General features: G+C 63.7%; 9 protein-coding genes. 2 read left to right on the top strand and 7 right to left on the bottom strand.

All coding sequences use genetic code 11. The features are described 5' to 3' along the window. Positions 1–69 precede the first annotated feature (69 nt). Positions 70–777, bottom strand: a complete 708-nt coding sequence (locus tag VGV37_RS12625; protein WP_326880033.1) for a hypothetical protein — start codon at positions 775–777, stop codon at positions 70–72. 374 nt (positions 778–1,151) lie between these two features. Between VGV37_RS12625 and VGV37_RS12620 the strand changes: the two genes are divergently transcribed. After that, positions 1,152–2,585 carry an NAD-dependent succinate-semialdehyde dehydrogenase gene (locus tag VGV37_RS12620; protein ID WP_326880032.1) on the top strand — a complete coding sequence of 478 codons (1,434 nt, stop codon included), beginning with the start codon at positions 1,152–1,154 and terminating at the stop codon, positions 2,583–2,585. 96 nt (positions 2,586–2,681) lie between these two features. On the opposite strand, the gene VGV37_RS12615 is transcribed toward VGV37_RS12620, so the two are convergent. After that, on the bottom strand, positions 2,682–6,197 hold the full coding sequence (locus VGV37_RS12615) for a response regulator (RefSeq protein WP_326880031.1): 3,516 nt from the start codon (positions 6,195–6,197) through the stop codon (positions 2,682–2,684). Positions 6,198–6,479: 282 nt separating this feature from the next. On the opposite strand from VGV37_RS12615, the gene VGV37_RS12610 reads away from it, so the two are divergent. After that, positions 6,480–7,412, top strand: a complete 933-nt coding sequence (locus VGV37_RS12610; protein WP_326880030.1) for a LysR family transcriptional regulator — start codon at positions 6,480–6,482, stop codon at positions 7,410–7,412. 154 nt (positions 7,413–7,566) lie between these two features. Here the strand turns inward: VGV37_RS12610 and VGV37_RS12605 are convergent, their stop codons facing one another. From VGV37_RS12605 to VGV37_RS12585, 5 genes are all read right to left on the bottom strand, one after another. Further along, entirely contained in the window at positions 7,567–8,550 is a 984-nt protein-coding gene (locus tag VGV37_RS12605; RefSeq protein WP_326880029.1) for a TauD/TfdA dioxygenase family protein, read from the bottom strand. A gap of 117 nt (positions 8,551–8,667) precedes the next feature. Continuing rightward, on the bottom strand, positions 8,668–9,780 hold the full coding sequence (locus VGV37_RS12600; RefSeq protein ID WP_326880028.1) for an ABC transporter substrate-binding protein: 1,113 nt from the start codon (positions 9,778–9,780) through the stop codon (positions 8,668–8,670). A gap of 50 nt (positions 9,781–9,830) precedes the next feature. Then, on the bottom strand, positions 9,831–10,565 hold the full coding sequence (locus tag VGV37_RS12595) for an ABC transporter ATP-binding protein (protein WP_326880027.1): 735 nt from the start codon (positions 10,563–10,565) through the stop codon (positions 9,831–9,833). Next, positions 10,555–11,487 (bottom strand): ABC transporter permease, encoded by a 933-nt coding sequence (locus VGV37_RS12590; RefSeq protein WP_326880026.1) that lies wholly within the window; start codon positions 11,485–11,487, stop codon positions 10,555–10,557. The genes VGV37_RS12595 and VGV37_RS12590 overlap by 11 nt, the downstream gene beginning before the upstream one ends. 397 nt (positions 11,488–11,884) lie before the next feature. Then, positions 11,885–12,664 (bottom strand): lysozyme inhibitor LprI family protein, encoded by a 780-nt coding sequence (locus VGV37_RS12585; protein ID WP_326880025.1) that lies wholly within the window; start codon positions 12,662–12,664, stop codon positions 11,885–11,887. Positions 12,665–12,728: the final 64 nt, after the last annotated feature.

Below are 12,728 nucleotides of genomic sequence, written 5' to 3'. Positions count from 1 at the left end.
GGTCAAGCGCCCGACCGCGACGTCACATCGACGATCTCCTACGATCAGCCCGACGGCCTGATGCATCCCTCAAGCGTAAACCTTGTTGTCTTTGGCTCGCGTCCCGTCTGTAGCGGACTTGTGTCCGTCCGCTCTTACTATGAACGTGTTCAAGCTCTCCCCATAGCCAACCACTCTAGCGTTGACCCAGCCTTTGTTGACCAACGTTTTCTTAAATAGAGCCGCGAATGATTCCTTCGCATTCAGGCCCAAGGCAGACTCGCACGCAAATAATTTGATCCGCCCCGGGTAAACCTTTGGCAGCCCATTGGCCAACAGAGCAATGATATCTGGGATTGCAATGTCTATTTCATGATCCGATGACTGGAGCATTGGTGATCCTGCGGCGCAATGCCCCCGGATATACAATACATCATCAGCCTCAAAAAGATCTGCCAATACACGTGCGAGTCCTACCGTGTTACTACAGAAAATATCAGTCGCTGCTATTCTCCTCCAACCCGGTTTAGTGGACTCTTCTCTATTTGTCCGCGCCTTTCGAAGATTTTCCTTATTGATATTATGCGCACCCTGTATTTCCGACAAAACGATCTGCTTTTTCGGACTATCTGGGAAAGATTCGACTTTTTGAACCAACCGATGGGTTTCAGATAAACTACGAGCAGCATCTTCTTCTTGTTGTATCGTTTCCGGAAGTATGTTCCCGCCTTTTGTGGAAAACAGATGCTCCTGGCTGTTATCGGTAGGAAATGGAATCAGAACTATTCTCTTGCTCATCGCGCCACTCCACCCGTGTTACATCGGTTGCAAAGGCAACGCTCTACACCTAAAATAGCACCCCACCGTCGCACTTGCACGCCGAAGCCGACTCAGCGCCGTGACGAGCGGTAATTCCGCGCAGGTGCGCCCCTATAGATGCTGGCACGGTGATCGCCGAGAGCCGCACGGCCGATATGACGGCAGGAGCCGAAGCGTAACGGTTGGTGCGGCAACTCCGCCGATCGGGCGTTCAATGCCTCGACAAGCCCGCGTCGACCCCCCAAATAAACGAGCTTCGCGGGCCGACCGGGCCGCCGAGCGAAACTGTTCGTCCGATAATGGACGGAACGATCGACCGACGACGCGCTTTTTTATGATCCAAGGATGGTGCCATGTATCCTGCTGTTCAGCTTCTCATCGACGGCAATTGGGGGCCTAGCCAATCGGGCAAGACCCTCGACGTTCCGAACCCGGCGACCGGAGAGGTGAATGGCACCGTCGCGCATGCCGACATCCCCGATCTCGACCGCGCGCTCGCTGCCGCACAGAAGGGCTTCGAGACCTGGCGCCGGATGTCGGCCTATGACCGCAGCAAGATCATGCGCAAGGCGGCGGAGATCCTGCGCACGCGCGTCGAAGACATCGGCCGCATCATGACACTCGAACAGGGCAAGCCCGTCATCGAGGCGAAGATGGAGACCGCGTTCTCGGCCGACATCATCGAGTGGTTCGCCGAGGAGGCCCGCCGTGCCTATGGCCGCGTGGTGCCGAGCCGGGCCGAGAACGTCATGCAGCTGGTGATCAAGGAGCCGGTCGGCCCGGTCGCCGCCTTCACGCCCTGGAACTTCCCCATCAATCAGGCCAACCGCAAGATCTGCGCGGCCCTCGCGGCCGGCTGCTCGATCATCGTCAAGGGCCCGGAAGAAACCCCGGGTTCGCTCGCGGCCTATGTGCAGTGCTGGCTCGATGCCGGCGTGCCGGCCGGCGTCATCAACCTGGTGTTCGGCGTGCCGGCGACCATCAGCGAGTATCTGATCCCGCACCCGATCATCAAGAAGATCTCCTTCACCGGCTCCACCCCGATCGGCAAGCATCTGGCGGCGCTCGCCGGTGCGCACATGAAGCGGGCGACGATGGAGTTGGGCGGCCATGCGCCGTCGATGGTGTTCGACGATGCCAACATCGACAGCGCCGCCGCCATTCTCGCGGCCAACAAGTTCCGCAATGCCGGACAGGTGTGCGTGGCCCCTACCCGCTTCCTGATCCAGGACGCGGTACATGACGAGTTCGTCGAGAAGTTCGTGGCCCATGCCAACAAGATCAAGGTCGGCCACGGCCTCGAACAGGGCACCACCATGGGACCGCTTGCCAATCCGCGGCGCATCCCGGCGATGGAAGCCCTGATCACGGACGCCGTCGCCAAGGGTGCCACCATCGCCACCGGCGGCAAGCGCATCGGCAATGTCGGCAATTTCTTCGAGCCGACCGTGCTGACCGGCATGACCCCCGACATGCGCGCGATGAACGAGGAACCGTTCGGCCCGCTGGCACTCGTCAGCCGCTTCTCGACCATCGACGAGGTGATTGCCGAGGCCAACCGCCTCGACTTCGGTTTGGCCGCCTATGCTTACACCTCGTCGCACAAGACGCTGCAGACGCTGACCAGCCGTGTCGAGGTCGGCATGCTGTCGGTCAATCACCATGGCATCGCGCTGCCGGAAGTGCCGTTCGGCGGCGTCAAGGACAGCGGCTACGGCTCCGAAGGCGGCTTGGAGGCTATCGAAGCCTATCTGAACACCAAGATGGTCTCGGCCGCGGCGATCTGAGCGGTATCGGGCGGCCGCGGCTTTGGACCGCCGCGTCCGCCCCTCCTCCGTGCTCGAGTAACCGCCATATGCCCGACGGTTCCCTGTGGGTCCGCCTCAGGGCCTCCCCATCCGCACCTTGCGGCGCGCGGTGCGGGTACCGCCCGACGACAGGATCAATTCGCGAATGACCTGGGACGCCTCGTCGGCGGCGCTCGAAAGCCGCTCCATGCCGGCCTCGATCGACGTCATGTCTCCGCCGAGGCACAGATTCTCGAGAATATGGGCGAAATGCTCGACCCGGACAGCGGCATAGTTCGCACAGGTCCGACGCAGCTCCCGGACTTCGCGCGCGAGCAAGGCGAAGTCCCCGGTTCTCGGAAGATCCCCGATCCGCACCATCCGCTCGCGCAGGCTGTCGAGAAAGAACCCCAATATCTCGGGAAACGTGTCGATCGGCGTGATGTTTCGGAGGTCCGCCATCCGCTCGTGATCGATGACCGATGAAGGCTCCGGATTTCCGGTCTGACCATGGGCGGACGCGGTGCGATCGCTCCCATCCACCAGCGTTCTCGAAGCGGCGATCCAACGCCCGACGGAGACGACCAGAAAGTCGGAGTCGATCGGCTTGGAGACATAGTCGACCATGCCCGCCTCGAGGCAACGCTCGCGATCGCCCTGCATGGCGTTCGCGGTCATGGCGATGATCGGAACCTCGCCACGGGGGCCGTCGAGTTCGCGGATCCGGCGTGCGGCCTCGTACCCATCCAGCACGGGCATCTGAACGTCCATCAGAATGATATCGTACTGCTTGGCGGCCGCCATCGTCAGGGCCTGAAGACCATCTTCGACGATTTCCACGGTCGCGCCGGCCATCGTCAATATTTCGGTCGCGAGCAACTGATTGATGACGTTGTCTTCGACCAGCAGCACCAGGCCCGTAAGCCTGGACTTGACCGGATGCCTGGCGGAGCCGGGCAATGGACCGAATGCGGGAACGGGGATGTCGCCGCCCAGAACCAGTGCGACGCAATCGATGAGCGCGTCCCGATGCACGGGCTTGGTCAGGGCGCCATCGAAGAGGTCGGGAAGGTCCCCGGCGGTCGCCCCGGTTCCCATCGACGAGACATCGACGATCTTCGGCTGGACCCACCCACGGTTTTGCCGGATCAACGTTGCCGTGTCCGGTCCGGCCACATCCGGCAGGCTGCGATCCAGCAAGACGACGTCATAGGGCGTGCCGGCATCGTCGGCGAGCCGGATCAGATCGAGCGCTTCCCGGCCGTTGGCCGCTTCGGCCACGACGATACCGACACCTTCCAATTGTCGGATGAAAATCGTCCGATTGAGCGGCATGTCGTCGACGACGAGAGCGCGGACCCCGGCCAGGTCGAGGCGCGGGGTCACCTGGTGGGGTCGAAGACCATCGCTCAGCCGGAACGAGACGGTGAATTTCGTTCCCCCGCCGTCGCGAGGCGTGACCTCGATGTTGCCGTGCATCAGATCGGTCAGTTGCTTGACGATGCTCAGGCCGAGGCCGGTGCCCCCGAAGCGTCGGGTGATGGAGCCGTCGCCCTGCTCGAATTTCTGGAAGAGCTTGCCAAGGGCGCTATCGCTGAGGCCGATGCCCGTGTCCTGAACGGAAAAGGTATAAAGGCGCTCGCCGTCGGCCTCAGCGCCCGCCTTTACTTCGACGGAGACGAAGCCGCGTTCGGTGAACTTCACCGCATTGGAGAGCAGGTTGAGGAGGATCTGTCGAATTCTGGTGGAATCGCCCTTCACCGCCCGACGAGCCGAAGGATCGACCCAACAGATCAATTCCAGCCCCTTCTCCTGGGCGCGCGGCGCCATCAGGTCGGCCACGTCCTCGATCAGGCGAGACAGCTCGATGTCGATCGTCTCGAGGTCGAGCTTTCCCGCCTCGAGCTTCGACAGGTCGAGAATGTCATTGATGATCTGGAGCAAGGACATCGCCGATTGCTGCACGGCCTCCGCGTACCGGGTCTGGACAGCATCGAGCGGCGTCTGCTGCAACAGGCCGTTCATGCCGATGATGCCGTTCATCGGTGTCCGGATCTCATGGCTCATATTGGCGAGAAATGCGGATTTCGCCCTGTTTGCCTCCTCGGCACGCTCTTTTTCGTGGACCAGCCGAGTCTCGGTCGCCCGCAACGCCGCCTCGGCACGCTTCTGCTCCGTGACATCCACCATGACGGCCAACGAGCGAAGAACCTTACCGTCGGCATCGCGCTCGCTGATCGCCGACAGCAGGACATCCATCCTCCCACCGTTCTTCTTGACGAACTCGTAGGGGATGGCGGAACAGACGCCGGTTTCGAAAAAGCCGGGCAGGACGACCTCGCGCGCGTAGCGCTGGGACTCTGGCGACAGGAACTCTTGCGACTTGCGGCCGATGACTTCGTCGGCGTGATAGCCGAGCGAGGTCAACCAGTGATCGCTGACGCTGAGCAAGCGACCCTCGGCATCGATCGAATGCAGCAACGCCGGGGTTCTGGTGTAGAGCGATCGATAATCGTCCTCGCTTCGCTCCAGCGCCTCCCGGGTAGCCAGAGCCCGTTCCGTTGCCGCCAGCAGTTCCTCGTTGGCCGTTTCGAGCTGGGCGGTGCGCTCGACGACCCGATGCTCGAGCGTCTCATGTGCCGAGCGCAACGCGATGAGCGCGCGCGAGCGTTCCCGAAGGGCGGCGTTGAACAGGGCGGCCGTCACCGCAACCACGGCGATGAAACCTTGCAGGTCGAGCAGTGCGTCGTTCTGTTCCTCGGCGTGAAACGGCCCATGCCCATGGATGGTCCCAAGGACGGCAACGGCAGCGACCGCCACGACGCCAAGACTGCCGATGGCATACCCATAGGCAAATTCGATCCAGAGCAACAAGGGGATCGGCGCATAGGCGAGCGCCTGCAGGTGGCCGCGCCCGAGCCAGTCGTCGAAGATCACCTCGGTCATGGCGGTCAGCAGCACCAGCATCCCGCCGGCCTTTGCCGCGGTCGAGGCCGTCCCTCGGAAACCATGGGCGACCCATCCGACGAGGAACGGGGTGAAAATCAACATCCCGGCCACATCGCCCAGCCACCAGGTGAACCACACTGGCGCCATCAGGCTCGCCGGCAGGAACGCCCCCACCCGCAATGATGCCACACCGACGCTGCTGCTGATCAGGCAACCGCCCAGAACGGCGATCGCAAACACCAGAAAATCCTGGACCCGATCGTCAAACGTGCCGCCCGGACCGAAACGGCGGACGATGATCCAGGCCGCGGCCGCCTCGAGCATGTTACCGCTGCCGATGGCGACGCTGATGAGGATCTGGCTCGGGTTGGCACCGAATTGGCGGCCGAGGTCGGCCAGGGAAAGCAGGGAACCTGCATCGGCCTTGACGAAGAAATCGGCGAGGTTGGCCAGCACGGCACCCACGAAAACCGGAGCGGCCGCAGGCAACCCGAACAACAGGAACGCGGCCAGCGCAACGCCCGATGGCGGCCAGAGGGGGGTCGCCTGCGAGGCGTGGAACTGCAGCTGCAGGCCACCGCGGGCCGCCAGATAGTAGAGGGCGGCGATGAGTATGAGCGCCGGGAGTCCGGCCTGGCGATCGGCTCGATCCGCCTGTTCCACGGTCGCGATTCTGGATCTCCGAACTCAGCCGCTGTCGGAACGTGATGCCGCCCCCAGGCCATCTTAGGTGAAGAGCCACTTAAGGACCGGCTAACGATAGGACCGGCCGTGCCGCCGGTCTCGACATCTTTTCCGAAACCGAAGTCCCGAGCCGGGAGCGGATGGAGTGCGAATGAGCTTCTGGAGCGTCCGCATCACGAGGTGATATAGCTCTCGGTGTGAGTGACCATCGCTTTCCGTTCCCGGCGCACCATCTTCGGCCCCACGATCGGCGGCTCCGCCGTGCGTAGGTATTTGAAGGAGCGCCTGAAGCTGCGGCAGCTGCGGGCGATCGACGCGATCGCCACCCACCGCAGCCTGCTCAAGGGGGCGCAGGCACTCGGCATCAGCCAGCCGAGCCTGTCCAAAAGCCTGAAAGAGCTCGAGGGGATGCTCGGTGTCCGCCTGTTCGAGCGCCACGCCCGAGGCGTCTCTCCGACGCTGTTCTCGGACGCGGTCGCGCACACGGCGCGCCGGATTCTGGCGGAGCTGGGGCGCCTGGACGAGGAATTGGACCGGCTATCGAGCCATTCGGGCGGGACGATCGCGCTCGGCGCCTTGCCGGCGGCCGCGACCGGGTTGCTGCCGGGCGCCCTCGCCTGTCTGAAGCGCGCCCATCCCGGCATTCTGGTTCGCCTGGTCCAAGGCCGGACCGAGGAACTGCTGCCGTCGCTCGCGGCCGGCGACCTGGACCTGATCGTCGGCCGCCTCTACGATCCTTCGGCACCAGACGGCTTCGTTCGGGAGGTGCTGTACGAGGAGCCGATTTCCGTCCTGGCGCGCGCGGATCACCCGATCTTCGCCAGGGCCGATATCGGGCTCGAAGACCTCGGCTCGTTCGACCTGGTGCTGCCCACGGTAAGTCAACGGGTGGGTCAGGAGATCGAGCACTTTCTTGCGACCTTGAGCCTGCCGCCGTCGGCCTCGCTGCGATCAAGTTCCATCAGCTTCATCCGCGAGATGCTGCATTCGACGGACTACATCACCATCACGCCCCGGCTGATGATGGCCGGCGATCTGCTGAGGGGCTCCATTCGGATCGTGCCCCTGCCGATCAGCACGCCCGGCCGCCCGGCCGGTCTGATCTATCGCCGAGACCGGCCGCTCCTGCCCAATGCGCTCACCCTCGTCGAGTTCCTGCGCCGGTATCTCGAAGAGCTCGCCGACAAGGGCTGAGCTGTCGCCTTGCATATGCCGCCTTATCGACGCGCGCGAGCTCGTGAAACGACGGTCCGCCGAGAAGCCGTGGGCTTTCTCAAGGGAGCCGCGTCCCGGTTCCTGTTCGGCGAGGATCGGGACGCGTCTCGATGCTTGCGGCCGGAAAGGTTGCTCAGTGGGCCTTCTCGTCCGCGAGAGCGCCGACCGGCAGGCCCTTGATCGCGGTCGAGGGCCTGCCGTCGACACCGACCGGGACCTCGCCGCGCAGAGTGATGCGATAGAGTTGCCGATCGACATCCTGGGTGAAAATATCGCGCGGGGCGAGATGAGCCGTGGCGCGGTTGTCCCAGAAGGCGATGCTTCCCGGCTGCCAGCGGAAACGCACGGTATATTCTGGCCGGACGACGTGCTCGAACAACAGGGCAAGCAGTTGCTCGCTCTCGCGCGGATGGAGCCCAACGATGCGCTGAAGGAACGACGGGCTGACGAACAGCACCCGCTCGCCATTCTCCGGGATGACCCGGACCAGCGGATGTTCGCTCTCCAGCGGGCGGCGATTGTTCTTTTCGACGAACTCGCGTGTCGCCTCCTGGCCTTCCGGGGGTGTGAAATAATGCACGCCGCGCAGGGTATCGACGAAACCGCGCAACGGCTCGGACAGCCCCTCATAAGCGGCCGCCAGATTGGTCCAGACCGTGTCGCCGCCATACGCCGGGATCGTCACGCCGCGCAGGATCGACGCCGCCGGCGGGTTGACCGCGGCGGTCACGTCCGTGTGCCAGCCCGTCCAGGGCCGGATCAACAATTCACCGACATGTCGCGTCTTGAGGCGGTTCTTCGCAACGGAGTAGATGTGCGGATGCTCCTCAACGAAGCCGTAGACCGGATGGCCGATCGTCGGCTCGCCGAAGGACTTTGCGAAAGCGACATGCTGCTCGTGCGAAAGCGGCTGGTCGCGAAAGAAAACCACCTTCCACACGAGCAGAGCTTCTCGGATTTCCTCGACGACCGCCGCGCTCAGCGGCTTGGTCAGATCCACGCCCTCGATCTCGGCGCCGATATTGCCGGTCAAGGGATGAATGCCGATATGGCGCGGCACGACGGCAAGCCTCGTTTCCTGCCGATCGGATGATTGTGGCTGTATGGAAATGCTCATGACATTCTCCTGCATTGTTTGTCGTGGATTCGATCGATCAAAAGGTCTGCGGCCGAAAGCGACAGACAATTTCCGCTGCCTGCTGAAATGAATGACTTCGATTTTGGCCGAACAGCATTACGAGCGCTTCGGCTGTTCCAGCAGCCGCGGGGCGATACCGTCTCGTTGGTTCTGCCAGGCAACGATCGAGTTGAACCGGCCGTCGAGATAAGGACTGATGTCGATCTTCTGCTTGAGAGCGCCGGTGGCGAGCAGGCCGTCGGCGATTTGCTGATAGACTTTCGTCAGTACGCCATCGATCGGGTAGTAAATCCCGCCGCCGGTAACCTCATCGACCCATTTGCCCTGCTCGAACGTCATCCCCTGTTTCTTGACGTAGCTTCCGCGTACCCAATCGTCGGGCCGAGCGATCTGCCAGTCGAAAAAGGCGACCGCGCGCCGGACGAAATCCGCGACCGCGGCGGCCTTGGCAGGGTGGTCGAACAGATCCCTGCGGACGAGCCAGAGGTTCAGGCCCCAATTGTGGCCGGTCCCATCAGCAATGATCGGCGGCTTGCCGAGCCTGAAATACTGATTGCCCAAGATGATCGCGGCATCCACCGAACCGGAAGCGAAGGTCGGTGCGATCTCCGAGCCGGTGAGTTCGATGCCCTTGACGTCGGAACCGAACGCCAGACCGTTCGCGTGCAGGATGCTCGCAACGATCATGTGCCGGCCGGTCCCAGGCGGATAAGCGACCGTTCTGCCTTTCAACTCGGCAACGGTCTTGATGCCGCTATTCGGCTGCACGACGAGGAAATAGCCTCCGGGGCTACCGGGGTTGCCGTTTGCCGCGACCGCGACGAGGTCGGTCACGCCCCGCCCCACCGCGATGGGCAGCGGCGCCTCGCCGACGTAGCCGATGTCGACCGCGCCGGAGATCAATGCTTCCAGCACCGCGGTGCCGCCGGAGAAATTGGCGATGGTCGCCTTGTAGGGAGTGTCCTTGCTCACGCCTGAGAGCTGCCAGGGAACGCCGACCGCGTCATCCTGGTCTGCCACGGCGATGCTCGTTCCCGAGGGCACCGCCGCCGCGAGTTCGGTCGCAAGATCCTTGCCCGATGCCGTCTGCGCAAATGCCCTTGCCGGCAGCAGGCCGGTGCCGAGCCCAAGCAAGGTCGATCCGGCAAACTGCGTGATCACGGTGCGACGAGAGAGCCGGGTGGCGCCCGGAGGAACGAGGTAGGTCATCTGAGGAAAACTCCTGGTCTGCCTGGGCAGGCATGGAAGCTTGGGGCGGATCAGTCGTCGTCGACGCCCAACTCCCGAAGCAAGCGTTGGCGTAGGGCGATAAAGGGGGCGTCCGCACGATGGCGTGGCGTCGGAACATTCACGGCTTCGTTGAGCGAGATCCGCCCTTCGGTAAGCACCACCACGCGGTCGGCGAGAAGGATGGCTTCGTCCACATCGTGCGTGACCAGGAGCACTGCCGGCCGATGGCGCAGGTAGACGTCCCTCAGCAATCCGTGCATGCGAATGCGCGTGAGGGCGTCGAGGGCGCCGAACGGCTCGTCAAGCAGCAGAAGCTGGGGCTCTCGCACCATCGCCCTCGCGAGCGCCGCGCGCTGCGCCTCGCCGCCCGATAATGTGCGCGGCCAGGCGAAGGCGTGTCTTTCGAGCCCGACCTCGGCGAGGGTGGCCAGGCCGCGTTTGCGGACCTCTTCGGTCTGCGGCAACCCTATGGTGATGTTGCGCAGGACCGAGAGCCACGGCATCAAGCGCGGATCCTGGAAGACGATCGCACGACGGCGTGGTACCCGCAGGCTTCCCTCGACGTCGACATCCAACGCGCCGAGCAACCGAAGGAAAGTACTCTTGCCGGAGCCGCTCTTGCCGAGAAGCGCCACGAATTCCCCGGCCTCGATGTCGAGACTCAGGTCCTTCAGGACGGGTCGGCCGTTGAATTGCTTGCTGACGTGGGCGGCAATGACCGCCGATGCCGGAGGAACCGGCCCCGTGGCGAAATCAAGCGCCATCGAATGCCCTCCGCCAGGTCAGGAGCCGTCTTTCAAGGAAGCGGATCGCAGAGAGCGAGAACAGGCCGAGGATCGCGTAGATGGCGAGCAGGACGAAGATGACGTCGACGCGGAAATATTCCCGCGCGTCATTCATCATCCGGCCGAGGCCCAGCGGCGCATTTACGGTTTCCGCGAAGATCAGCGAGAGCCAGGCATTGGTGAGCGCGATGCGCAATCCGACCAGAAAACCGGGTAGAGAGCCGGGCAGGATGACGGCGGTGATCAGTTCCCTCCGCTTCACGCCGAAGGTGCGGGCGGCTTCGACCAGCGAGACGTCGACGCTGCGAATGGCGCTGTAGGTGTTGATGTAGACCGCCACCCAGACGCCGAGCGTGATCAGCGTTACTTTCGGAAACTCACCGATGCCGAACCAGGCGACCAGGATCGGCAGCAGCGCGAAATTCGGCACCGCTCGCAGGATTTCCATGTTGCCATCGACGATATTCTCGCCCCATCGGGTCAGTCCGGAAACGACGGCGCTGACGAGGCCGAGCGCGACGCCGATGAGGAGCCCCTCGGCGACCCGCTCGAGCGAGGCCGCCAGATGCGCCTGCAGATCCTCCGACGTCGCCAGGTTGATCGCCGTCAGGAAGATCGTCCGGGGCGCAGGCGTCGTCCGCGGATCGAAGACCCCGAGCGACGTCAGCAATTGCCAGGCCAGCAAGAGGAGCAGCGGCCCGACGGATCGTTGCAGCCAGCGCGGAACTGCAGACCGGATCGACGTAACGAGTCCTTCGCTCGTCGGATCGATCAGGTCGCTCGCGCCAAGCCACGGTTCCGGTGTGCCGGTTCCAGGTCGAATCCGTGCCTGGGTGCCGGGCTCGGCCGGTCGCTCCCACAGCAACGGGTTCTGGGAAGCGGCCTCTTCTATCGCGCTCATACCGCCGCTCCGTCGCGCGGGAATTGCGCGCCCGCACGCTTCGGCAGCCGTAGCGCGATGGGATCGCAGCCCTGACCGGGGAACTCGACGAGGGCGATATATGCCATGGGCCTCATCCACTTGCTCGAGGGCGTCGACAGCCGCAGGCGCCTGTCACTGGATAGTATGTTATCCAGATATCCATGATATTGGATGCGCGTCAAGCAACAAGACGGGCCCTTCGGCCACCGATATCCAATGCCGCCCGCCGAAACCTTCCATGAGCGAAAGCCGGACCTAGGGATCTATCGACTCGCTTGCATGCTCCTGCGGCCATGATCCCAGGGTTGGCGGCACACTGAGTTCGCGCGCTGCCAGGCATCGGCAGCAGCCCACCACGCTGATCCGAAAATGCCGCTTACTCGACGCCGATCACGCCGACGGTTCCGTCGAGCAGTCCCAACCGCTCGACCGGCAGCCCCAACTTGAGCACGGGGACCGGCGCAGGCGTCAGCACGTCGATCAGCGCCAGTTCACGGTCGCGAAACACGGTCCAAGCCCTGTCGGATGCGTCATACAACGGACGGGCCGTGCGGGGCAGCCGGCGCTTCATCGCGGTCTCGATCTCCGCCAGATCCTGGAGATAGAGGGGTGTCAGACGATCGACGCAGGCATCGGTCGCGGTCGGACAATGCTTTGCCGCATGGGACCCGCGTTGGGGCAGGCGGACACCATTCTGGGCCGGATCGTCGAAAGCCGGCTGCGCCGGCAATGGCATAGCGACACCATCGAGCACCGACAGATAGCTGTGGAGCCGGCGCGCGCGCTGGGCGGTCAATTCCATGACGGCGTCGGCATTCATCGGCGCATACATCGTGCCGCGGGTCGTGGCATAGACGGCGCCGATCAGCGCGCGGTCGGCGTCGCGGCTGCGCAGCCACGCCCGCTGCGCGTCGCGCAGCCTTGCGCGCCCATCGGGTGACAGCCGATCGCCCAGACGCTTGTAATCCTCGTTCAAAAGCCCGTCCCATTCCCGTTCCGCCTGGGCGATGCATTCGTCCTGGTCGCCGGTCGAGGCCTTGTCCGGATCGTCGAGGCAGCGCTGCAGTCGGACGTCGACCGTCTCTGCGGCGAAGGCGGGCACCTGTGACAGCGCCCAGGCGCCGACGCAAAGCCACAGGAAGATTGACGGCTTCATGGCAAGGCTTTCCGCTCAGGTCGACCGTGCAGGGCAAACGCCCGTTCGTGTCGAAGGGTTCGCG

This window comes from Aliidongia sp. (assembly GCF_035943795.1).
Taxonomy (GTDB): domain Bacteria; phylum Pseudomonadota; class Alphaproteobacteria; order ATCC43930; family CGMCC-115725; genus Aliidongia.
This window is presented reverse-complemented; position numbering and strand designations above follow the sequence as displayed.

Bases quoted from the DNA above. Each gene is read 5' to 3' on its own strand.
- VGV37_RS12585 (WP_326880025.1), bottom strand. From the start codon at position 12,664: ATGAAGCCGTCAATCTTCCTGTGGCTTTGCGTCGGCGCCTGGGCGCTG.
- VGV37_RS12625 (WP_326880033.1), bottom strand. From the start codon at position 777: ATGAGCAAGAGAATAGTTCTGATTCCATTTCCTACCGATAACAGCCAG.
- VGV37_RS12600 (WP_326880028.1), bottom strand. From the start codon at position 9,780: ATGACCTACCTCGTTCCTCCGGGCGCCACCCGGCTCTCTCGTCGCACC.
- VGV37_RS12605 (WP_326880029.1), bottom strand. From the start codon at position 8,550: ATGAGCATTTCCATACAGCCACAATCATCCGATCGGCAGGAAACGAGG.
- VGV37_RS12620 (WP_326880032.1), top strand. From the start codon at position 1,152: ATGTATCCTGCTGTTCAGCTTCTCATCGACGGCAATTGGGGGCCTAGC.
- VGV37_RS12590 (WP_326880026.1), bottom strand. From the start codon at position 11,487: ATGAGCGCGATAGAAGAGGCCGCTTCCCAGAACCCGTTGCTGTGGGAG.
- VGV37_RS12595 (WP_326880027.1), bottom strand. From the start codon at position 10,565: ATGGCGCTTGATTTCGCCACGGGGCCGGTTCCTCCGGCATCGGCGGTC.